General features: G+C 55.5%; 16 protein-coding genes. 10 read left to right on the forward strand and 6 right to left on the reverse strand.

Annotated elements, in window-relative coordinates:
• The first annotated feature begins 34 nt into the window (after window positions 1-34).
• From CGZ80_RS13265 to CGZ80_RS13285, 5 genes are all read left to right on the forward strand, one after another.
• Window positions 35-3,667 (forward strand): PSD1 and planctomycete cytochrome C domain-containing protein, encoded by a 3,633-nt coding sequence (locus CGZ80_RS13265; protein WP_094415100.1) that lies wholly within the window; start codon window positions 35-37, stop codon window positions 3,665-3,667.
• A gap of 9 nt (window positions 3,668-3,676) precedes the next feature.
• Entirely contained in the window at window positions 3,677-5,143 is a 1,467-nt protein-coding gene (locus CGZ80_RS13270) for a DUF1501 domain-containing protein (protein ID WP_409994547.1), read from the forward strand.
• On the forward strand, window positions 5,140-6,606 hold the full coding sequence (locus CGZ80_RS13275; protein ID WP_094415104.1) for an APC family permease: 1,467 nt from the start codon (window positions 5,140-5,142) through the stop codon (window positions 6,604-6,606). Before CGZ80_RS13270 ends, CGZ80_RS13275 begins: the two co-directional genes overlap by 4 nt.
• A gap of 76 nt (window positions 6,607-6,682) precedes the next feature.
• On the forward strand, window positions 6,683-7,822 hold the full coding sequence (locus CGZ80_RS13280) for a helix-turn-helix domain-containing protein (RefSeq protein WP_094415105.1): 1,140 nt from the start codon (window positions 6,683-6,685) through the stop codon (window positions 7,820-7,822).
• Between the two features lie 149 nt (window positions 7,823-7,971).
• A complete protein-coding gene (locus CGZ80_RS13285; RefSeq protein ID WP_094415107.1) occupies window positions 7,972-8,814 on the forward strand; it encodes a hypothetical protein in 843 nt (280 codons plus the stop codon).
• A gap of 68 nt (window positions 8,815-8,882) precedes the next feature.
• Here CGZ80_RS13285 and CGZ80_RS13290 read toward each other — a convergent pair whose 3' ends face one another.
• Window positions 8,883-9,941 (reverse strand): DUF3500 domain-containing protein, encoded by a 1,059-nt coding sequence (locus tag CGZ80_RS13290; RefSeq protein ID WP_094415109.1) that lies wholly within the window; start codon window positions 9,939-9,941, stop codon window positions 8,883-8,885.
• Window positions 9,942-10,222: 281 nt separating this feature from the next.
• On the opposite strand from CGZ80_RS13290, the gene CGZ80_RS13295 reads away from it, so the two are divergent.
• Together CGZ80_RS13295 and CGZ80_RS13300 are read left to right on the forward strand one after the other, a co-directional pair.
• Window positions 10,223-10,996 carry an AraC family transcriptional regulator gene (locus CGZ80_RS13295; protein WP_233148406.1) on the forward strand — a complete coding sequence of 258 codons (774 nt, stop codon included), beginning with the start codon at window positions 10,223-10,225 and terminating at the stop codon, window positions 10,994-10,996.
• A gap of 16 nt (window positions 10,997-11,012) precedes the next feature.
• The gene (locus CGZ80_RS13300) at window positions 11,013-12,638 is read left to right on the forward strand and encodes a sulfatase (protein WP_094415111.1); all 1,626 of its coding nucleotides are present in this window, start codon (window positions 11,013-11,015) and stop codon (window positions 12,636-12,638) included.
• 13 nt (window positions 12,639-12,651) lie between these two features.
• Here the strand turns inward: CGZ80_RS13300 and CGZ80_RS13305 are convergent, their stop codons facing one another.
• Window positions 12,652-13,398 (reverse strand): class I SAM-dependent methyltransferase, encoded by a 747-nt coding sequence (locus CGZ80_RS13305; RefSeq protein WP_094415113.1) that lies wholly within the window; start codon window positions 13,396-13,398, stop codon window positions 12,652-12,654.
• Window positions 13,399-13,978: 580 nt separating this feature from the next.
• Here CGZ80_RS13305 and CGZ80_RS13310 point away from each other — a divergent pair.
• Window positions 13,979-14,737, forward strand: a complete 759-nt coding sequence (locus CGZ80_RS13310) for a HEAT repeat domain-containing protein (RefSeq protein ID WP_158222684.1) — start codon at window positions 13,979-13,981, stop codon at window positions 14,735-14,737.
• A gap of 58 nt (window positions 14,738-14,795) precedes the next feature.
• Here CGZ80_RS13310 and CGZ80_RS29115 read toward each other — a convergent pair whose 3' ends face one another.
• The gene (locus CGZ80_RS29115; protein WP_094415117.1) at window positions 14,796-16,031 is read right to left on the reverse strand and encodes a methyl-accepting chemotaxis protein; all 1,236 of its coding nucleotides are present in this window, start codon (window positions 16,029-16,031) and stop codon (window positions 14,796-14,798) included.
• 328 nt (window positions 16,032-16,359) lie between these two features.
• Between CGZ80_RS29115 and CGZ80_RS13320 the strand changes: the two genes are divergently transcribed.
• Complete coding sequence (locus CGZ80_RS13320; protein ID WP_233148407.1) at window positions 16,360-17,205, forward strand: PhzF family phenazine biosynthesis protein; 846 nt, start codon at window positions 16,360-16,362, stop codon at window positions 17,203-17,205.
• On the opposite strand, the gene CGZ80_RS13325 is transcribed toward CGZ80_RS13320, so the two are convergent.
• From CGZ80_RS13325 to CGZ80_RS13335, 3 genes are read right to left on the reverse strand one after another with little or no spacing between them, the layout of a single operon-like run.
• Window positions 17,180-18,565, reverse strand: coding sequence for a tRNA modification GTPase (locus tag CGZ80_RS13325; RefSeq protein WP_094415119.1), 1,386 nt, complete (start codon window positions 18,563-18,565; stop codon window positions 17,180-17,182). The two genes, CGZ80_RS13320 and CGZ80_RS13325, sit on opposite strands and share 26 nt — an antisense overlap.
• 16 nt (window positions 18,566-18,581) lie before the next feature.
• Window positions 18,582-21,323: a protein-disulfide reductase DsbD family protein gene (locus CGZ80_RS13330; protein ID WP_143543908.1), complete on the reverse strand. Its 2,742-nt coding sequence runs from the start codon at window positions 21,321-21,323 to the stop codon at window positions 18,582-18,584.
• A 60-nt stretch (window positions 21,324-21,383) separates the two neighbouring features.
• A complete protein-coding gene (locus CGZ80_RS13335; protein ID WP_143543909.1) occupies window positions 21,384-22,631 on the reverse strand; it encodes a phosphotransferase in 1,248 nt (415 codons plus the stop codon).
• 66 nt (window positions 22,632-22,697) lie between these two features.
• Between CGZ80_RS13335 and CGZ80_RS29000 the strand changes: the two genes are divergently transcribed.
• Entirely contained in the window at window positions 22,698-23,249 is a 552-nt protein-coding gene (locus tag CGZ80_RS29000) for a sulfatase-like hydrolase/transferase (protein WP_094415123.1), read from the forward strand.
• Window positions 23,250-23,276 lie beyond the last annotated feature (27 nt).

Below are 23,276 nucleotides of genomic sequence, written 5' to 3' on the forward strand. Positions count from 1 at the left end.
CACCCGCTTCCCATTTCGACCATCACTCCTGAACATGGCTCAGCGATCTCGCTCCTTCATCGTTGCCTGCGGACTGGCGTTCACAGCTCTGAACCTGAACGCGTGCGCCGAGGCGGCGGAGCGTGCTGAAAACCGGTCCGCTGAAAACAATGCGGCGACCGAGCCGCTGGATTACTCCCGCGACGTTCGCCCGATCTTGTCCGATCATTGCTTCGCTTGCCACGGACCCGATGCGCAGGAACGAAAGGCAGACTTGAGACTCGACCAATCCGACGGCGTCCACTCGGTGATCACATCTGGTGATCCTGACGACAGCGAACTGGTCGTGCGGATTCATGCCGAAGACGATTCGCTGATGCCGCCGGCCGAATTTGGCAAGCCTTTGTCGGCCGAGCAACTCTCGATTTTGGAACGCTGGATTGCCGAAGGTGGCGAGGTCCAAGATCACTGGGCGTTTACCAAGCCACAGAAGCAAGCTCTACCTAGCGACGCGGGCAATCCGATCGATCATTTTATCAATGCCAAGATCAAGGCGGCCGGTTTGGTTCCCAATCCGCAAGCCGCCCCACGGGCATTGCTGCGCCGCGCTAGCCTAGCGATAACCGGGCTGCCACCGTCCCGCGAACAAATCGAGCGTGTCGCGACAAGTGATCCGAATTCGAGTGATGCCGTTTATGAACAACTCGTCGATCAATGGTTGGCTTCACCGGCGTTCGGACAACAATTCGGCCGCTACTGGTTGGACTTGGTGCGTTTCGCCGATACACACGGCTTGCACCTGGATAACTATCGCGAGATGTGGCCTTATCGCGATTGGGTGATCGACGCGATCAATTCCGACATGCCGTTTGATCAGTTCGTCACCGAGCAATTGGCAGGTGACTTGCTTCCCAACGCGACGTTGGGACAGCAGATTGCCAGCGGTTTCAACCGGCTGAACGTCACGACCAGCGAAGGCGGTTCGATTTATGAGGAAGTCTTCGCCCGCAATGTGATCGACCGAACCGATTCGTTCGGGACGATCTTCTTGGGGCTGACCACGCAGTGCGCAGTGTGCCACGACCACAAGTTTGACCCGATCACCCAAAAAGATTACTACTCGCTGAGCGCGTTCTTCAACAGTTTGGATGGCCAGGCGCTCGACGGAAACAACAAAGATCATCCGCCCGTCGTCCAAGTTCCCAGTGATCAAGATCGCCAGCAATTGGCCGAGTACGATCAACAGATTCAGGAACTGCGGGAAGAGCTCGCCGGCGACATCGACGAAGTAGATACGGCGCAGCGACAATGGGAACTCTCCCTGATCGAATCAGCGACCGTCGCGGATCACATCGGCCATCAAGCAAAGTTGCTGCCGAGATCGGCTAGGGAAACCACAAACGAAATCGGCGAGTCTGCTGACAAAGGCAACGCGGTTGTTGTCGACTCGTCAGGCGTGGTGTATTCGAACTTGCCTGCCAAACCGCGTGCGACACTGACGATCGAGATTCCCTACGATCGATCGTTCAGAGCCCATCGTTGGCAAACCATCATCTTGGACGTCTTGCCAGACCCGAAAACCGATCGAGTCGGGATCTCCAGCAACGGCAATGCGGTGCTGACTGAATTCACGGTGGAGGCGTTGGTTGCAGGGAACTGGCATTTGATTTCGGTCACTGATGCATTGGCGGATATCGAACAATCCGGCGATGATTTCAAAGTCAAACACGCGATTGACGGACAGCGTGACGGCAAGGGTTGGGCGGTCGCAGGTCACCAAACCACCGGCCCACGCAGTGTTCAGTTCGCTTTGCCAAACCTTGCAAGGACATTGGCAATGCGACCGCGAAAGCTCCGATTGACGCTGGACTTTCGCTCGGTGTACGCGGCACATCAGTTCTTTGCGATGAAGTTTCGGCTGTCGGATGTCGAACCACAGGTCAGTCGTGATGAACAGATCACCTTAGGACCGATTCACTCGGTCGGGCCATTTCCGGTCGAAAGCGACGCACCGGGATATTCGCGCGTCTTCGTTTCCGAACAACGACAGTTCGACCCGACCGAGACGTTTGATTACCAAGGTAAAAATTTCCATTGGATCGAACGCCCCGAGTTTTCGCCTATCGCCGTTCATACGTTGCCCAGCGAAAGCGATGCGGTGGAAGTCCACTTGTTGCATCAACGATTGGATTCGCCCAAAGCACAGACGATCGACTTGTTGCTGGGGACCAGCGACGGTCATGTTGTTTATTTGAACAACAAGCGTTTGCAAATCACCAAAGCGATCGGGCCAATCGATCCGCTCTCCAACACGTATCGGTTGGAGTTGAAAGAAGGACAAAACGATCTGTATCTGAAGGCGGTGACGCAGTCTCGCCCCGCACAACTGACGTATGCCTATCGTTCGGCCGCGGTCCCGGCACCGCCTCAGATCGCCGCTGTCGTTTCGCATCCGCCCGATCAACGGACTGACGAAGAAACACAATCCATTCGTGCTTACTATCGCAAAGTCGTTTGCGAACATCCCGCATGGACCGCGTTGCAAGACATGGTCCGCGGAATGGAAAAGGCCAAAGAGGACTACAAGAAACAAATTCCTGTCACACTGGTTTGGAAAGAACTCGCAACGCCCCGGCAAGCTCACCTGTTGATCCGTGGACAATATGACCAACCGGGTGAACCAGTTCCGCGAGCAGTCCCAGAGTTCCTGCCGCCGATGCCAGAGGGCATTCCGGCTGACCGTTTGGGATTGGCGAAGTGGTTGACCTCGCCAGAGCAACCGTTGGCTTCGCGAGTCATCGTGAACCGTGTTTGGCAATGGCTGTTCGGCATCGGGATCGTCAAGTCCAGCGAAGACTTTGGCAGTCAAGGCGAACCGCCAAGCCATCAAGCGTTGCTCGATTGGCTGGCCGTCGATTTCCAAGACAACGGTTGGGATCTGAAGCGACTGGTCAAGCAAATCGTGATGAGTGACGCGTTCCGGCGTGACGCCAAGGTTTCGCCAGCACAGTTGTCGGTCGATCCTAAGAACCGATTCTTGGCACGCGGACCGCGTTTCCGATTGGATGCCGAAGTGCTGCGCGACCAAGCGTTATCTGTCGCTGGTTTATTGAACGAACAGCTTTCCGGACCGAGTGTAAAACCGCCACAGCCTGATGGGTTGTGGTATGCGGTTGCCTACACCCGCAGCAACACCGCGAATTTTAAAGCGGACAAAGATCCCGAAAAGCGACTTCGCCGCAGCGTCTACATCTTTTGGAAACGCACCAGTCCGCCGCCACAGATGTCGACCTTCGATGCGCCCAGTCGCGAATCGTGCACCGCGCGTCGAGAACGCACCAATACGCCGTTGCAAGCGTTGGTGCTGATGAATGAACATCAATATTTATTGGCCGCGAAATACATCGCGATTCGTACGATCCGACAGTGCGAAGCGACCGATGATCGAAGCCGATTGGCTTGGATGTTTGAAACGGTCACGTCGCGGCCGGCGAGTGATACCGAATTGGACGAACTGTCTCGCTTATTGGATGAATTGAGGGCGACCTACGAAGACGACACGGACGCAGCAAAAGCGTTTTTGAGCGTTGATGAGGAAAGGTTTGAAACGCTTGAAATACCGGAGCATGCGGCCTGGATGATGATCGCTAGCGTGCTGTTGAACCTGGACGAAGTGGTCAACAACTGAGATCGAATGATGAATTGGGACCAACAACAGCGACTGGAACTGACACGGCGATCGCTCTTTTCGCGATCCGCAGCGGGACTCGGCGTTGCCGCGTTGTCCTCACTCGATGCCTCCACCGGTATCGCAGCCTCGGCAACCGCAGCGAAATCGGCCGGCGGACTTAACGCTTTGCCGCATCACGAACCGAAAGCGAAACGGGCGATCTATCTGTTTATGTCCGGTGCTCCCAGTCAGATCGACTTATGGGATCACAAACCCGCGATGGCGGATTGGTTTGACAAAGACCTTCCCGAATCGGTTCGCAAAGGGCAACGTCTGACGACGATGACTAGCGGTCAGTCGCGGTTCCCAATAGCGCCCAGCATTTATAAATTTTCGCCGTATGGTGAAACGGGGACGTTGGTCAGCGAGCTCCTGCCCCACACGGCAAAGCATGTCGACGACATTGCGATCGTCCGGTCCATGCACACCGAAGCGATCAATCATGATCCCGCAATCACGTACATCTGCACTGGCGACCAGCTTCCGGGAAAAGCGAGCTTAGGGTCGTGGCTTAGCTATGGCTTGGGCACCGAAAACGAAAACTTGCCCGCGTTCTTGGTCATGACGGCGTCGTGGACTGGTCGCAAAGAAGCTCAGGCGCTTTACAACCGACTTTGGGGAAGCGGATTTTTACCGAGCAAGTACCAAGGCGTTTCGCTGCGAAGCAGCGGCGATCCGGTGCTGTATTTGTCTAACCCCAAAGGCGTCAGTTCGAGTGTCCGCCGCAAGATGCTCGACTCGCTGTCGCGTCTGAACCAGATGACCGCCGATGCGGTCGGTGACCCGGAAACACGAGCCCGAATTGCCCAGTACGAAATGGCATTTCGGATGCAAACCAGTGTTCCCGATCTGGCCGACATCAGTGACGAACCGCAGTACATCTTGGACCTTTATGGTCCCGAAGTGACGACGCCGGGAACGTTTGCTAATTGTTGCTTGATGGCGCGGCGGATGGCCGAACGCGGTGTTCGCTTCACGCAAATCTTTCATCGCGGTTGGGACCAGCACAACAATTTACCCAAAGACCTTCCGCATCAATGCCATGATGTCGATCAGCCCAGCTCGGCGCTGTTAACCGATTTACGTCAGCGTGGCATGATGGATGACACCTTGGTCGTCTGGGGCGGCGAGTTTGGGCGGACCATTTATTGTCAAGGAAAGCTGACCGCCGATACCTATGGTCGCGATCACCATCCGAAATGTTTCTCGGTTTGGCTCGCCGGTGGTGGCGTCCAAGGCGGCGTCGTTCATGGGGCGACCGATGAATTCAGTTACAACATCACCCAAGACCCTGTTCATATCCGCGATTTGAACGCGACCATCTTGCACCTGATGGGAATTGATTCGGATCGATTCACTTATGCGTTCAAGGGACTCGATCAGCGTTTAACAGGTGTCGAAGGCGGGCGAGTGGTTAGCGAGATTTTAGTGTGACGGAATCAATATCGGGGACGCCCAAATCAAGTGACCCAAATTCGAGTGACACAGCGACCAGCGATGACAACGCGGCCCATAAACATCGTTTAGGGGCTTTTTCGGCGGGCGCAATCGTAGCCGCCAGCATGATTGGAAGCGGGGTTTATACGACCAGCGGTTTCTCGCTCGCGGCACTCGGTTCGCCGATTCAAGTTGTCTTGGCTTGGCTGGTTGGCGGTATCATCGCGATCTGCGGTGCGGTCTGTTATGGCGGTTTGGTGCGGCGATACACCGAATCGGGCGGCGAGTATCTGTTTTTGGCTCGCGCGATTCATCCTTCGATCGGGATGATGGCTGGTTGGGTTTCGATGATTGCAGGGTTTGCAGGGGCGCTTGCGTTCGCCGCGACGGCGTTCGAAGAGTACCTGCGGGAAGCCGACTGGAAAATCTTTGAAGTTTTTCCGAGCCGTACGATCGCAATTTTATTAGTCCTAATCGCGGCCGCGGTTCACAGCGTCGGACTTCATTCGGGAACCAAAATTCAAAACGCGGTCGTTGTTTTTAAGTTCGTTTTGATCGGCATCTTTTCGGTGATCGCCTTTGTCGACTTTTCCGATTGGCAAGGCGGCGTAAGCCACGTCAGTCTGGACGCCCGACCGTCAGAGTCTTGGTCGATTTCGCAGGTGTTCGTTTTTGCCAACGCGCTGACTTGGATTTCGCTTAGCTATAGCGGCTTCAATGCGGCGGTTTATATGGCAGGCGAAATAAAAAATCCGCGGAGGGATGTCCCTCGGGCGATGCTGCTGGCGACCGTGTTTGTGACCTTGATTTACCTGGTGTTGAACACCGTGTTTGTGTTCGCACCTCGATACGATCAGGTCGCCGGAGAAGCCAAGGTTGCGACGATCGCCGCGAACGCGATTGGAGAACACTTGGTGAACAAGGGCTTTCAGATTGGCCTTTATGTTGGACCGTTGGTGTGGATCGCGATCCTTGTTGGCTTGGTGACTTCGGTGATGGCGCTGACGCAAACCGGACCTCGAGTCTATCAGAAGATGGCATCCGATGGACTACTCCCACGGTTCTTGGCGGGGCAGGAAAACGCGCAAGGTGACGGGGTGGGGGCGAGCCTCCGCCCGGCTATTTTCACCCAGGCGGTGCTGGGATGCCTCGTCATCGGCATTGCATCACTAAGCGAGCAACTAGACTACCTCGGATTCACGCTATCGGTGTGTGCCGCCCTCTGTGGTGCGGTAGTGTTTGTGATTCATCGGCGCGATGCACCTGTAATGCCGCGTTGGGCTTTTCCGGTGGTTCCGATCATTTACGTGTTCGGCACCCTGATGATTGCTACACTGACAGCCAAACGGGTTCCCGTGCAGGCCGCTGTAGGACTAGGCACACTCTCACTTGGCGTGATTGCATACTGGTTGACTCGCTTGTTGTGGGGTAGTCGGACGTCGGGGGATCGACGAAACTGACAGAGCTGTGCGTAGATCGAGGCGGACCACGCGCGGCAAGCTATTCACGAGAGCCTTTTTCGAAACAGATTTGAAAATGAGATACGCATTTCGGCTAGCTGAGCTGCTGGGCCATACACCTGACCGTCGCAAACGTCCCGGAACGATCAAATCGATCGTCGAGCATACGGGATTGGACCGCCATCAGGTGGCGTCGCTGTTGAAGAACGAAGCAAAGTACATCCCGCTGGATGCCCTGTCGCGATTGTGCGACTACTTGATCGATCAAGGCCACGCGACCGCCGAGCAATTGCCCGGCGCATTGTTTGCTGTAAACCCGGAAAACTTCTGGGAACTGATCGCTCGCCGAAACGAGATCGAAATCATCGTCGGCGTACGTGCGACAGATTCTAACGCGACACCCGAAGGCGCTTCGGTGGTTGCCAGTGACTCTGTCCTCGTCGGTGAAGTTCTCAGCGGGGTATCGACCTTGGGTGGCGTTGCCAAGCACAAGGAAACCGAACCAGGCGAAGAGAAACGCGAAGTCCCAATGCCGGACCGCTTTCAACAGACGCTTGTTTGGAGCCCCGGTCAGGTCGAGCCACAAGACGTCCGCCGCCGTGCGGAAGAAGTCTTCGACGGATTTGTTGATGCCACCGGTGACCGTGGTTTGATCTGCGTCGGCAGTATCAAAAGTAACCCGGTCGTCGAACTGTTGTTTTCGGACGTATTCGGGTTCAGCCCGTTTGTCACCGAAGACGACGTCGACGATGTACAAGCCCGATCCTGCCCGTTCTTCCTTCGCTACCGCGACACCGACCCCAAGCCAGACAGCGCTTCGGCCGGTACCCGTTTGAGCAAAAACGAAGACGCCCCCGAGCCCGGCTTCTACTACGAGAAAGACGACGGAACTTGGGAATTCGCAGGCGGTAAGAACAAAGACACCGCAATGGTGTTCTACATCTACCGCGAAGCACTCGGTCGATTGGACATGGTCCTCAGCGGATTCTCCGGTCGTGCGACACGCTTGCTCGCCAAGACCTTGGCGATCCGAGGTGAAGAGTTCTGGCCACCCGTTTACGAAAAAGGTGGCGACATCATCGGCGCTTACTTGGTCACGTACGAGCAGCCTGAAGACCTGCAAACCCGTGACGACGCGTTGTTCAACCCCAGTGGCCCTGCGGAAATCATGCCGCTGCCAACCGAAGCGATCGCACGCCGCATGGCACGTCGCTAATTCGTTCGCTGTCACTGCTGAATCTCCAAAGCCGGTTCGATTTCGGACCGGCTTTGTTCTATTCTGCAACAACGCTTTCGGCGGTTTCGATTAAGCTTCTCCCGATACGACGTTTCCTCGCATTGCATCTTCTGTGGTGACCGACAGCCGTGGCAAAACGAAAGAGCCAACCGACGCAAAAACTGACCGCTGCCGAACAGGCGGACAAGTTCGACTTGTACCAAAAGTCAGTTCAAACGCCTGACCACGAAGTCGAGTTCTTCGAGCAAGCCTATCGCGAGGCGTACAACCGTAAACCGCTCACGTTGCGCGAAGACTTTTGTGGGACGTTTGCCGTTTGTTGCGAGTGGGCAAAATCCAGCAAGCGCCGCACCGCTGTCGGCGTCGACTTGTGCAGCGAAACGCTTCAGTGGGGGCGTGACCATAACTTGGCGCTGCTAAAACCCGAACAGCAACAACGCGTTCGGTTGCTCGAACAGGACGTCCGTGACGGCAATACCGATCCAGTCGACGTGCTCGCCGCACAGAATTTTTCGTTCTGGATCTTTAAGACTCGCGCCGAAGTGATCGAGTACTTCAAAGTTGCCCTCTCTCACCTCGCCGAACGCGGCATCATGGTGATGGACATGATGGGCGGTGGCGAATGCTATGCCGAGCGGCATACCGACAAACGGACGATCAAAAGAGGCAAAAAGGGTTTCGCGTATCACTGGACGCAAGAATCATTTAACCCGATCACCGCAGACGCATCGTTTTCGATCTCGTTCAAGTTCCCCGATGGCAGCAAGCTGAAACGGGCGTTCGAGTACCACTGGCGATTCTGGACGATCCCAGAAGTCCGCGAGATGCTCAAAGAAGCCGGCTTCCGTGAAAGCCAGGTGTATTGGGAACGCGAAAACGAAGAGGATCCCGAACTTGACGGTGGCTGGTACCGCTGTGGTGCCGCCGATAGCGATCCCAGCTGGATCTGCTACATCGTCGGGATCAAATAAAAACGGCTCGCAGGAGTATTGAACTCCCACGAGCCGACAGTGCGATTTCGCTTGACGAGGTTGCCGAATTATTCGGCAGCAGCGGGTTCCAGGTTGAAGTCGCCCGACAGGTCACGCCACACACAGTGAATGTGGTTGGCAGGGTTGCCGGCGGCGTCGGGTTGCGTGTTGACGAACTCGATCAAGAAACGTTTGCCGCGAATTCGGTAGTAGTGTCCGATTCCCGGTTCAGTCGCACCGGCCCATGCGAAGTGGACATCGTCCCAACCGTCTTCGTCGATCGCTGCCTTTCGTTCGTTGGCAACCGGATCGGCAACGGTATTGGCGTAGACCATTACCAGCTTTTCCAGCAGTGTTTTGGCATCGTCGTCAAGCGACTTGAATGCGATGCCTTCGGGTTCGCCAACTTTGGCTTGTGCTTCACCGGCGAAGCGAATCTCTTCAAGAGCTTCGTCGCTGATGATCGCCGCGTCTTTCGTTTCGCCTTCCAGTGAGTTGATCAATTCGAACGCGAGTTGTTCTTCGTCTTTCAAAATACGAGTGCCTTTGCCCGGCAACAGTTTGCCTGACAGGTTGGGCACCTCGTTCATGACCGTTGCCGGGTTGGCCGCAAAGAACTGTGGTGAGCTATCGACCATCGCGCCATTTTCGAAGCTGAAGTTCATCGACAGGTGGTGGCCTTCAAAGCTCAAGCCCCATTTGCCTTCTTCGCCAGGTGTGCCGAAGATCGTGACGAAGTACTTTTGTGGGTCACGTTCCCAGGTACGATCAGCACCTTCGAGTTCGCGTAGCAGGCCTTCCATCAACATGATTCGGCTCGCTTTGGTGTAACCCGCTTCGCTAAGTGCCGCGCGGAGCATTCGCAACGCATCGACGCGTTGTGCTTCGTTCATTTCACGAAGCGGCAAACCTTTGCGAGTTGCTTTGGGAATGAAGTGCCATTCGACGCGTTTCTCGCTGTCGTAGTCCATCACGGCTTTGCCCTTTTGCCCCTCGTCCAGTTGGCTGAGGAGTTGGTTGGCATAGGTCGCGACCTGGGTGCCGGTTTGGTCGGCGGTTTTTAAACCTGCCGAAACTAGGCCGACGACGGCGATTAAGGCTGCGCTCAAGACTGCTGACAGACGCATCGGTGGAGGCTCGTTTGGTGGGAAAGAGAACAAAGGTGGGTCCAGACGGACCGACGATTCTACACGTTGAGCCCGTTTCCGTCCTAGGAATCATCGCTACCCAGACGCGAAATATTTCGCATTTGCCGTCTCAATTGAAAGCCCTGGAGATTCGCGCCAAACTGAATGTCAGTCGCCGATCGAATGCGGTTTTTTTCACACCGTGATCGGCTGAGCAACCATAATGCTAGATCTAACGCTGCGTCTTCCTGCGTTGCAGTGTGAAACGCTATCTTCTGGCCATGATTACGAATTCAACTCCATCGGTGCATCCGCTCCAGGCGGCCTTCTTTGAGCAAATGGGAGGCCCACAGCAATTCCAAGATCTGTTCGCGTACCTACCGGATGTTTACTTTTTCTTCAAAGACACCAATAGCCGCATGATGGGCGCCAGCTCGGCGATTCTGAAACGGTTGGGTGTGAACTCGGAATACGAAGTCATTGGAACGTCCGATTTCGACCATTTTCCGTCTCAACTCGCACATGAATTTGTCCGTGACGACCAAGCGGTGATGCGGACCGGGCGACCGCTAATCAATCGAGTCGAGATCTGGTACACCGAACAGCGATTGCTGGACTGGTTTGTGACAACGAAGTTGCCGATCCGCGGACGCGACGGTTCGGTGATCGGACTGATGGGAACCGTGCGTGATTACAGCGGTGCCAAAGAAGAAATCCAGGCCTATTCGGAAGTCGACGATATCCTGAATTTCATTCACGAAAACTTGGACCGAAAAATTGGCGTCACGGAACTGGCCAACATCGCGGGTATCTCGTCACGTCAGTTGCACCGCCGCTTCGTGCAGCTGTTTGGTTTGAACGTGCAAGAGTTTTTGGCCAAGACTCGGATCAAAGCTGCCAGTGACGCGTTGATCCATACCGACGACAGTGTCGGCGAAATCGCGGCCCGCTTTGGCTTCTGTGATCAAAGTGCGTTTACGCAGCAATTCAAAAAGCACATTGGCGAAACACCGCTTCGTTATCGCAAGCGGCACCATTGCCTTCCACGCATCTAACCAGACCGTAGAAACAATGTCGAACAATCACCGCCACGGAATCTTTTTCGCCCTCGTTGTCCTGATATCCGCCTTCGCAAACGCCCAGTCCGATCGCCCAAATATTTTGATCGCGGTGTCGGATGACCAGTCTTTTCCACACGCAAGCGCGTACGGCGATCAGGCGATTCAGACGCCAGCCTTTGACCGTGTTGCCAAAGCCGGGGTGCTGTTTCGAAACGCCTTCACGCCAGCACCTGGCTGCAGCCCAATGCGAGCGGCGTTCTTGACCGGGCGAGAGATCTGGCAAATTCGGGAAGCGGGCACTCACGCCAGTTTTTTCCCCACCGACTTGCCCGTTTACACCAATCAACTTCAGCAGGCCGGATACCACGTCGGCATGACTGGCAAAGGTTGGGGCCCCGGCAAAGCGATCGGTTGGCCACACAATCCGGCAGGCAAGTCGTATGGCAAACACAAAATGTCGCCCAAGTCGCCGCCGGGTATCTCATCGAATGATTACGCTGCGAACTTCGATGACTTTTTAGACCAACGCGCCGGCGAACAACCGTTCTGTTTCTGGTTTGGTGCGACGGAGCCACACCGTGTTTTTGGTAAAGGCTTGGGGGCGAGCAACGGCATCGACTTGGACAAGATCCGCGTGCCCGAGTTCCTCCCAGACGTCCCTGAAGTCCGCTCGGATATCGCGGATTACATGTACGAAATCCAATGGTTCGACGCGCACTTGGGACGAATGCTGGATCGGCTTGAGCGAGAAGGGCTACTCGAAAACACATTGGTCGTCGTGACCAGCGACAACGGCATGTCGTTCCCAAGAGCGAAAGCTAACTTGTACGAATACGGCATTCACATGCCATTGGCAATTTCATGGCCCAAGGCGATCTCTGGCGATCGCGTCAATGACGACTTGGTCAGCTTGATCGATGTCACCAAAAGCGTGTTGAGTGCGAGCGGCGTTACTCCAAAGCAAGCCGACCAGATGCCGGGGATCGATCTGATGCCGATGCTTCGCGGATCCACCGATGATTCCTCGAGCAATCATCCTTTGCGTCAGTTCGTCTACAGCGGCCGAGAACGTCATTCGTCATCACGGTTCAATACGCTTGGCTATCCCTGCCGGTGCGTGCGAACCAAGACGCACCTTTACATTCGCAACTTTAAACCGGAACGCTATCCGGCGGGTGCACCTCAGAAGTTCGACGCGGTCGACTATGACGATGATGGCAACCTCGTCAGCCAAAAGCTCGGCCCCGTCGACGGCGGCTACCATGATATTGATGCCTGTCCGACGCTGGATTGGATGATCGCCAACCAAACTCGCCAAGGCGTTCGTCAACTACTCGATTTGTCGGTCCAGTTGCGCCCGGCCGAGGAGCTCTACGACATTGTCAAGGATCCGGGTTGCTTGAACAACCTGATCGCGGATTCGACGCAACAATCCATCCGTGAGAAACTGAGCGATCAGTTGACGGAGTATTTGCGGCTGACGGGTGACCTGCGCGTCACGGATCCGGACGCGGCTGATGTTTGGGAAACGTATCCCCGAGTCAGTGCGCTGCGTTGGTTTCCAAAGCCAGCTTGGGCCGATCAGCACCCGGAAAGCGTTCCTGAGCAGGCTTGGCTGGAAACCAAACGTCCTTGACGCGATCGGCGGATTACGAGTTCGCTTTGACGGCACCGAACGCCGCAAAGCAAGATCGCTTATGCAGCAATTCGACTTGCTCGAAGCCGACTTGACGGAGCAAGTCCAGCTGATACGTAACCGGCCGTGGAGTGTCTTCTTTGTCAATGTAGGCGAACACTTTGTCACGATACGCTTCACCGCCCAATTCAATCAGATAGTCTCCGTAGCGATCCCACATCATCTGATCAACGGCAGACGTTTCATGAATGACCAAGTCGGTGATCCAAAAACTTCCACCGGGCTTGAGCAAGCGGAACAGTTTGCTGAAGACATGGTGCCAGTCGCTGTCGTCGCGAAGATGGTGAAGGACGGCGGCAGCCAGAATCACGTCAAACGCATTCTCCGGCAAGTCGGCTTCACGAATGTCAGTGTGCCAAAGCTGGATTTCACCAACACCGGTATCGCGCAATCGCTGCTCGGCCCGATCTAGCATTGGGCGGCTCAAATCCAGCAAATCGCAATCGAAAGGTTGGCCGTAGAGCGCACGCAGCTTCAGTGTGTTGTTGCCTGCGCCACAACCGACATCGAGTACACGTTCGATCTTTGGGGTCGAAGCCACCGCAGCTTCGGTGATCAGTTCCATTGCCAGCGGCGAGTCGATCGCGGCAGCTTGTCCTGTCTCGAGATTCGAGAATCGTTCGACGTCCTGATCGAACCGCTCACGGATCTCATCGGTTGACGATTTATCCGCAAAGTCAGTCGTTCCTCGGTGGCTCATGGTTTTTCCTAAAACGTGTGATGCGATCGTTTGACCAAACGCGGCGACTCAATTCGCCACGTCAGCAGGCTTTTGATGTTCGAGTGTCGCCTTTCGCTCGCTGAAAGGAGCGTTCTCTAACGCTGAGTTTGCAAATCAGAAGGCGACATTGGGGGAGAATAAATTGATTAATCAAAAGGCCGCTAGCTGTCATCGGAGATGACAGTGAGTCGGCGTTTTTGGTTCGCGGACAAGTTGGCTTCATCTCACCGCAGTGATGTCCCCCACCCCTCGCCGCATCCGGGGTTCTCGGACGGTTGCTTTTCGGCTCGAGCGTTTCGTCAAATCACTGTTTGCTTCGTAAAACCAACGTGAAAGTACGTCGTGCGACGGATAACCTCCGTTGGCAGCTTCTCAAGAAGGTGTTCACCGTGATGGCTGAAGTTATCAAAAGAAGTTCGTGAAAAACGGTTTGGATTCGAACGAAACGGAGATATGGATTCGTTGGAGGTACTTGCCAAAAATGGTCCGCGGGTCATTGAGCAAGGTTCGCGAAGATTAGTTGGTAGCGGATACCGTGAACAATTACCGGAGAACAAGAGTGCTGAATCAAGAGGTTGGAAACGTCGTCCCCAATGAAGGTGAGGCCAATGTGTCGGCAGATTCTGAAACGGCAAACAGGGAAGCGTCAAACGAAAGTGAGACGCGTGCCAGGATCGCAGAGCTTGTAGAGCAGCTTAAGCATCGAAACTCGAATGACGATTGCGGCGCGATCGAAACGTTGGTGTCGATCGGTGGAATCGATGTGATTGAAGCGGCAACGGCACTATTGGCCGCAGAGAACGTGCTCACGCGAACGGCAGCTTGCGAGATTTTGTGTCGAATCGGAAGCGACTCCGTGGTGCCTCTCGAACGACTTTTGGAAGATCAAAATAAGGACGTCAGAAAGTTCGCGGTCGACACACTGGCGTTGATCGGAAATCAGTCGTCCGAGAACGCGCTCATGGAAGCGTTGGCAGACCATGACATCAATGTCGCGTCTGCCGCTGCCGAAGCGCTCGGCGACATCAAGAGTGACCATTGTGTCGACAAGTTGATCGGCGCGATGAACCTGAATGTGCTAATGCAATGTTCTGTGGCGAAGAGTCTTGGTCAGATTGGTGGCGAAGCGGCGGTAGAAGCTTTGATTCGGTTAACCAAGGAACGCAATCCGATGGTTGTGTTTTCTGCCGTGAATTCATTGTCAAAGCTTCAGTGCGACGCCTCAAGTGCGGTGTTAGAGGAATTGACGCAACACGATAATGATGTGGTCGCTCAATACGCATCAGACGCTCTGCGGAAGGCGGATGCTTCCGTCTAATCGACGCTTTTGTGATTTCATCGCCTGGCGATTTCACCCGTCAGGCGATGCGGCATAGCTAAGCTTGCGACTGATACGTCGCGGAGAGCTGCGACATTTCAACCGTCACCTGCGACAACTTGTATGAAATGTTGGACATCAGATCGGACTGGTTGTCGACAGCAGCCTCGATCGTGTTTTGGGTGTTTCTGATCTGGCCAATGATGTCGCAAATTGCCCGGCTCGCATCCATCGCTTCGATGGTATCCGCTTGGATCCCGTCAATGCGTTTCGCGATCGCATCCGTCGACGCACTTGCTTTTTGTGCAAGCTCTTTCACTTCGTTCGCGACAACTGCGAAACCTTGCCCGGCTTCACCCGCTCTGGCTGCCTCGATCGCGGCATTCAACGCCAATAGATTGGTTTGCTCAGCGATCGCATTGATTTCGGCAACCACTTTTCCGATCTCACTGCTCCGCTCGCCGAGGCGAGTAATCGTCGAATTGGTCCGTGTCGTCGAGTCTACGGCCTGATTGGCAATGGTGGCAACATCGGACGTGTTGTGAGCGATTTCACGAATGCTTGCCTCGAATCGTTCGATATCCGATGCCAGTTCATTCATATGGAAACTGACATTCTGAGTCGCTTCACGTGCCGTATCAAAATTGACTGACGAGTCGAGATGCGATGCGAACTCGTCGTCGCTGAATGCGGAAGCTTCGTCGATGTCAGATTCGTCATCGGAATCGGTCGCATCTGCGGTTCCTTCTGGACGATTGGCGGCAAACACGAGCGGTGCGATGCATCCCAGCAGCACAATAGCGCTGCAAAGTCGAATCGCTAAATTCATTGTTCGGCGACTTGAGTTCGCTAACGTTTCGAGTTGCTCGGCAATGATCGCAGCCTGCTGCCGAGCCTCTGATTGCAACGAAAGGACTTCTTGAGAAGCTTCCCCGGATGCGGTTGGCAACAGATCAATGGTTGCGATGTCTGCGAGTGCCGATTGTTGTTTTTCGATCGCAGCTAAGACGACAGAATCTGACTGCGCTGCCCATTGCATCAACGGGCTTTGGCCAGTTTCCAAGTCGGTCGATCGGTGACTCGAAGAATCAGGAGTGTGCACCAAATCGTGAAGATGCCGTTCCACCATCAGCTGGTTTTCCTTGGCAAGGCCCCAGCCCTCGGTCAGATTTGCATTTCTCGATGACGCTTGAAAGACAAGCACCAAGCAGACGACCGTTCCAATGATCGCGAGGACCAAGACAACAGGACTTGTGGTCTTTCCACGTCGATTGCGGTTCGAAGCAAAACCCATATGATTCACCACTCAGCTTGAAGGTTCCATCCGAAGCTGTTCACTCCGGTCGTAGAAATGACATTTTGCCAGCAGTAGGATGACCGCTAAAAACGAGACTTGGCAAACTATAGAACCGCACAATGTCGTTAACGGTCGGTTGGCTGAAACCTTCCCCAATTGCAGGAAACCCCTCGGCTATCGCCTGAACGAATGCACTGCGGTACGGGTGTTGTTGCAGGCTTACGGTCGCCAGAATTCATGTTCAACATCGATCGCACTCAATGCCGTTCACATTGAACCTAGCGAATCGATTCACTGTCACGAATGACATCTACTGAATCAACGCGTGCAACAGGAGACGTTTGTGGTGTTCGATCAACCGATTCGATTATGGCAAGTCGATGCCTTTACCGATCAGCCGTTCGCCGGTAACCCGGCAGCCGTATGTGTGCTGGATCAGTTTCCAACCGATGAATGGATGCAGAACGTCGCGGCAGAAATGAATCTGTCCGAAACCGCGTTTGTCGTTGCGACCGAAACGCCAAATCGATTTCAATTGCGTTGGTTCACGCCGGCAACCGAAGTCGACTTGTGCGGTCACGCGACATTGGCAACCACGCACGCACTGGTCGAACAACAGATCGCCAAAACGGATTCGCCAATCCGGTTCGAAACTCGCAGCGGCGAACTCACTTGCACCGTGTCGGCAAACACGATCCAGATGGACTTCCCGGCCGAACCCGTCGACGGAACCATTGCGACGGAGTTGTGCAACGCATTGGGTATCGACTCAGTCCCCGTGTATCGCAATCGCTTTGACTTGATTGTCGTTGTCGACGATGCATCGCAAGTCGAATCCGTGTGTCCCGACTTCAGCCGACTGCAAACTATCGAAACACGCGGCGTGATCCTGACCAGTCGAGGTGACGCTCAAGCGATTGACTTTGTCTCGCGTTTCTTCGCACCGCGTTGCGGCATCAATGAAGACCCGGTCACCGGGTCGGCACATTGCTGCTTGGCACCGTATTGGTCGAGCGTGATCGGTAAAGACAAGCTTGCCGGATATCAAGCTTCGAGACGTGGCGGAACGGTGCACTGCGAAGTCAACGGCGACCGCGTGCTGCTGAGCGGAAATGCGGTCACGGTGATGCGAGCCGAACTCGCCGTCACTTGCCAATACAAAAGCGACTGAAGACCCGGTCTAAGATATCGTCGGTGTAAACCGCGCCGGTCACTTCGCCCAAATTTGAGGCGGCTAATCGCAATTCGCTGGACACGTATTCGTGACCGTCGCCTCCGCGAACAAATTGCAGCGCCGACTCGATTGCCTGTTCAGCCGCAAGCAAACTACCACGGCATCGAGCCGCGGTCCCGATCACCGATGTCGAGTCACCGGAACTTTGTTGCTCGATCGAATCCACGATTTGACGCTTCAAGACATCCAAGCCGCGTCCGGTTTGCGAACTGGTTGCCAACCAAGGTTCCGGTGCGACGATCGCAGGGTCATCACACTTTGTCGCGATCCATAGGTCGATCGATGAGCGGCGTTTCTCGGCTGCCATCGATCGCATCTGCTCGGCATGACTGGCAAACGCTTGATCGTTGATGTCAACGCACCACAAACGGATATCGGCATCATGTCCGGCGCGACCGGCATGTGATTGTGCTTGTCGCATGATTTGGTCGTCTGCCGTTTCGCCTTCGACGAGTTCGAACCCGGCGGTGTCGGCAATGGTCAACGGATAACCGTCGAGCTCTAGCCCCACCGAAACCACGTCACGCGTCGTTCCCGCGATCTCGGTCACGATTGCCGCTTCACGTCCGGCCAACGCATTGATCAAACTGCTTTTTCCGGCATTCGGTAATCCACGCAGTGCCAAGCTCCAGTCGGACTTGTCTTCGCGACGTTGCTCAAGCTGTGACCTCGCCGCGGCAATGGCATTGGCGATGAATTCCAACCGAGACGTCAATTGATCGTCTTCGATGAACTGGATGTCTTCGTCAACGAAGTCCAGCCCCGCTTCGACGTCGGCTAATAAGTCCAGCAGCTCACCGCGTAGCTTTTCGATCGGCTTGGAAAGGTTTCCAGCCAACTGACGCAGTGCATGGTCAAGCGCACCGCGGGTTTCGGCATCGATGACGCCAAGCACCGCTTCGGCTTGCGCCAAGTCCAATCGCCCTGCCAAAAATGCCCGCATTGTGAATTCACCCGGGCGTGCGGCTCGGGCACCCACGGACGTTGCGGCATCAACGATCGCCTGCAAGATCGGCAGCGAACCGAACGTGTGCAGTTCGACCGACGGTTGCCCGGTATAACTTCGCCGCGTCGGCCAAAGCAACGCCCGCACCGGGATCTTGCCCAGCGGTGCGGCCAAGTCGATTTCACAATCGACTCGATGGGCTTTCGACTCGGAGGCTGGCACAATGCCAATCCGCCGCGCGACGTCAATTGCGTCAGGTCCTGACAGACGGATCGCACCGCGCACCGCTTGTGTTGGCGGCGTCGCGATGGCAATGATCGTCTCGCAGACTTCGACACCACCTAATGTCATTTCTGTACCAACTCAATCAGTGGTTGGCGGCAGTGCCGACAGGTGTGATCGCAGCTGACGTGACGTAGCTTGTCGATCGATCGGTATTCGCCGAATCTTGCTTGGCGATGTTGGCGGCCTTGTTCGTTCCGCCCACACTCGGACCAGCCGATTCGAGCGCACTCAGCACCATGCCTTGAGTGACAAGGTCACGCAAGATGATAGGCTTTTCAGGAGACTTACCGGGATAAATCGCGAGCATCGGAATCGACTTGCTGCCCAGTTCTGTTTCCAACTTTCGCACCAAGTCTTCGGGTTGGTCGGTCAAGTCTGCCAGCATCGCGACGCCGTCCAATTCGTCCAGCATCTTGCGAGTCTGCTCGGTGTCTAGGGCGACTTCTTTGTTGACGATGCAGTTCACACACCAAGCGGCGGTGAAATCCAACATCACCGTCTTGCCCATCGCGTGCAATTCTTTCAAACGCTGCTCGTCGTATTTTTCCCAGCGTAGGTGATCGTCGACGATGTATTCGACACCGCTGCCTTGGGCGCGGATGACTGGCTTGGCGGTCAGGTACGTAAACGCAAAGAAGCCGATTGCGACCGCGCTGACGACACCAATCGACCAGCCACGGATCTGCTTTCGCATCGACTCCCATGGCGGGACTTTACCCACGACCCAGCATCCGAACCAAACTCCGATCAACGTCACGAAGACAGGTAGTTTTTGTGCGTCACTGAACTGGTTGAAAAAGAACGCGACGGTGCCGAGGAACAAAAACGCCAAGAACTCCTTGAGTGTCACCATCCAGTTGCCAGGCTTGGGCAAGAAGCTCACCAAGCTTGGGAAGATCCCCAGCACGATGTAAGGCATCGACATTCCAAGTCCGACCGTCATCAACACCGCTGCCTTTTCAGGTCCAGGCAACGAGATCGTGTAAGCGAGTGCCGCGCCCAACAACGGGCCGCTGCACGGGGTCGCCATCAACGTGGCGAAGACACCGGTAAAGAACGCGCCGACTGGGCCTTCGCGTTGTTGCAAGTCTTGTGATTTGTTGCCCGTCGCGATGCCTGGCGTTGGCAGTTCCCAAACACCCAAGTACGACAACGCAAGGGCGAACACCAATACCGTCAGTCCCAATCGTACCGGGAAGTAAGCGAGTTGTTGTCCCCATCCAAACGACGCGAACACGGCCAACCCGGCGAGTAGTGCGAAGACACACAAGATGCCCGCGACGTAAGCAAAGTTCAGCAACATCACGCGTTTACGATCTTCGCCCGCTTGCTGGACAAAGCTCATCACTTTCAGACCGACGACTGGCAACACACATGGCATCAGGTTCAGGATGATGCCGCCGCCAAACGCCAGCAACAAAATGACTGGCAAGCCAGCCTGGCGACCTGACTCGTCAGTGATCGCAACAACGGCGGTATCGTCTTGTTCGTTGCCCGCGTCATTGTTGGCAACGCTGTCCGCAGGAGTGTCGCCGCCAGCGTCGGAAAGCGTTTCACCGCCGGACAGCGGATCGACCGGATCAACCCAGTCGACTTCGGCAGCCGCGTCGAGTGCGTGAATGTATTTGACAGTGGTGATTTTAATCGGCTGAAGTGCGAGATCCGTTTTGTCGGCGACATGAACCGTGGCGGTGAACTCGAATGCCATCGGCTGCAAGCAACTGGTGTCGTTGCATGCTTGGTAGGCGATGTAACCTTTGATGTCGTACGCTTTGGCCGAGGTGTCTTCGGGTACTGAAATTGGCAGCGACCAAGTTGCTTCACCGTCGTGATAACGGACCGACGGGATGACCTTGGATTTGATCAGCGGCTGTTCGGTATGCGGCTTGCCGACTTTGAGACCATGCTTTTCGGTGATGATGAAGTTCGTCGCGTTTCGACTGTCGTCGGTCTTTGCGCTGTAGACGTGATACGAACCTGATGGCTTTGCACGAAACAGAAGTTCGCCACGCTGACCGGCGGCGATACTAGCCGAGACACCGGCGAGCCAAGACACCTCGTAATCTTCGTCTTGGAATTTGGTCGCCTTCGAAGAATCGGCTGCGAAAGGGTCGGCCGTTTCTGCGTCGACAGTGCTTGCGACCGACAGCTGTTCCACAAAGGGACCAGCACGGGTCGCGATCAATGTCTCGTTGGCGGGCATGCACGAGCCGCCGGTTTTGCAAACCAAGGACTTAATATCGACTTCGATGTCGCCTTCGAACCCGGCGGGCAGTTCGATCGGAGCCGACCAGACGACCGTGCCTTCGTGTTCCTCGATGGTTACGCCTGGATAAATGTCCGAGACGCTTTTGGTCGGAGCTTCATCTGGTTCGACGGGCCCGACGATCGTGACCGTCGCTGGCGATTTGATCTTCAGCTTGGTCGGCAGCGGTCCGCCCGATGGCTGCGTGGTGGAATAGATATGCCACGACTTTCCGATCACCGCTTCGACTTCAACGCGACCTTTACCTTCCGACGAAAAGTACTTGGCCGAAAACTGATACGGTTCGCCTGTGTCGGTCGAGATCCCACCAAAGTTGATGCTGTCGAAAACATCGGTGCCTTCGCCAAAAGCGTCACTCTGCCCGAAGCCTTCGGGGGAGAACGTCGAGCTATCGAATTGCGCCGAAACCGGCGTGACAACGGTTGCCAGCAAAACGGCCATCACCAAGGCAAGGGCTCGTGGCAGGGTGGCTAGCAACGCACGGTTGTTCGTGCGGTAGCGTTGACAATTCATTTCTAGTCGCCGCATCTTTCGCATGGGTGTGACAGTTCGATTCATGATCGCTTGGACTTTGATTTTGATTGAACCCCGAAGTTTACTTGTCAGGGCCAAAAAACGTCAATGTTCAGCATCGCGTGAGGCGTAATCGGTCAATCGACCAACTCGCTCGGCGACCCGGCTCAAATCAGGAAATTGTCTTGACTCGTCTACCAGCCAAACCACCCAATTACCCAGGCTGAGCCAGAGTGAGGCGCGGGCGATCGCCATTAATAGTTTAATAGACTTGCCCTCTTCAATCGCTCGGAAAGTCGAGGGTGGTCGGACAGTTGCGGGAGGTGAATCCAGTCCCCATGAGCTGTCTCGCGGGGCGGTTGGTCTCCCGGTGCCCGGTTCACTTGACGGCGGCTCGGTGAATTGGGGGGGATCACCGATGGCGGGGCTAGCTGTTAATGGCGAGTCTGGTTCGACTTCCGCCAGGATTTGCGTTGCGGTTTCGAACGGCGATTCCCAAAAGCAATCAAAACTGCCAAGCCAGCGGGCAAAGTCGACGATCGGGGAATCGATTCGCATCGCGTCAAAGTCGATGAGTCCTGAAACCTGGCGGTCGACAAACAAAAGGTGCTCGCGGTGGACATCTCGCAGAATCCAGTGCTGGGGAACAGGGTCAAACTGTAGAGTTGCGAGTTCCGCCTGAATCCGCCGCGAGCGGTCTGGCCAATTTCGCCGCAGCAGCTCCCGAGCCCGATCGATTGCCTGCAAAACCAGGGCGGGGTCTGTCCCCGTCAACTGCCTGACGGGGACAGACCCCGCAAGGTTGCTTTGAAAGCATCTTTGGAGCGGCTGGGTGATCGTTTGCAACCGCTTCAGGCGTTCCTGGACGGCGACACACGGTTCGAAAACGGGTGGCTGAAAATGACGATCCTGCCCCAATTCGATCGTGCACAGATGGCGATGGGCCGCCAGGAGTGCTCTGGCCCCGCAGGTAACTTGCGCAATGTCAGCATTGGCAGGCAACGGCTGGCCAGGCATCCAACTCGACAGCTCCCACCAGCAACCACGCAAATCCACCACCGCGGTTTTGCCATCAACTGACCGGCGGTAGCTCGGTACCAAGTCCAACTTGCTAGCAAGACTGGAGACGCGTTGGTGGATCGCCTCCACTCGGTGCCCCGGCGTTTGCTCCGGCCAACATTTCAGTGCCAGTTCCTCTGACTGCGACGACGAATCGACGAGCTGTCCGGCGTGACTCGCGGTACGACATCGAAACACACTCGCGCCACTCATCCCACTTGGCATCGCGATTGTCTTTTGTACCCCGTTGGGCATCAGCAACCGCTGAACGATTTCGTCTGGGATTTGTGTCATCACGTGCTGCCGGGTGTACGATGGTCGCTTCGACTGGCTTATCGAATTCGAAGGTGGAAGCTTCTCATGTTGATCGTCCGTTTCCTTATCGGCAGTGTCATTGCGATCGCTTGTGTCGGCAACATTATCGCGGCATCACCCCAGGCGACTCAACCGATCAAGCGACCGAACCTCGTTCTCTGCATGGCAGACGACCTGGGCTGGGGCGACACCGGATACAACGGCCATGCGCGGATCAAAACGCCGCACTTGGACGAGATGGCAAAAGCGGGTGCGCGATTGAATCGGTTCTATGTCGGCTCGCCACTTTGCATTCCATCACGCGCCGGATTGTTGACCGGTCGTGTTGCCGTCCGCTGTGGGATGGGAAACGATCCGGGTGCCACAACGCATTTGCGCGACGAAGAAACCACGATCGCCGAATTGGTGAAAACGAAAGGCTACGCGACAGGTCATTTCGGTAAATGGCACCTCGGGATGCTCACACCAGACTATCGAGGCGAAAAGAAAGTCTTGATGACACCTGGCATGGCCGGATTTGACGAATGGTTTTCGACGCCTTCATCGGTCGCGACGTTTGATCCCTACATCGATCCGGGCGCTATCGGGCGAGCCTAGGTGGACCGTACAGGCCCGCGCCGATCG

The organism is Rhodopirellula sp. MGV, assembly GCF_002251265.1.
Lineage (GTDB): Bacteria > Planctomycetota > Planctomycetia > Pirellulales > Pirellulaceae > Stieleria > Stieleria baltica_A.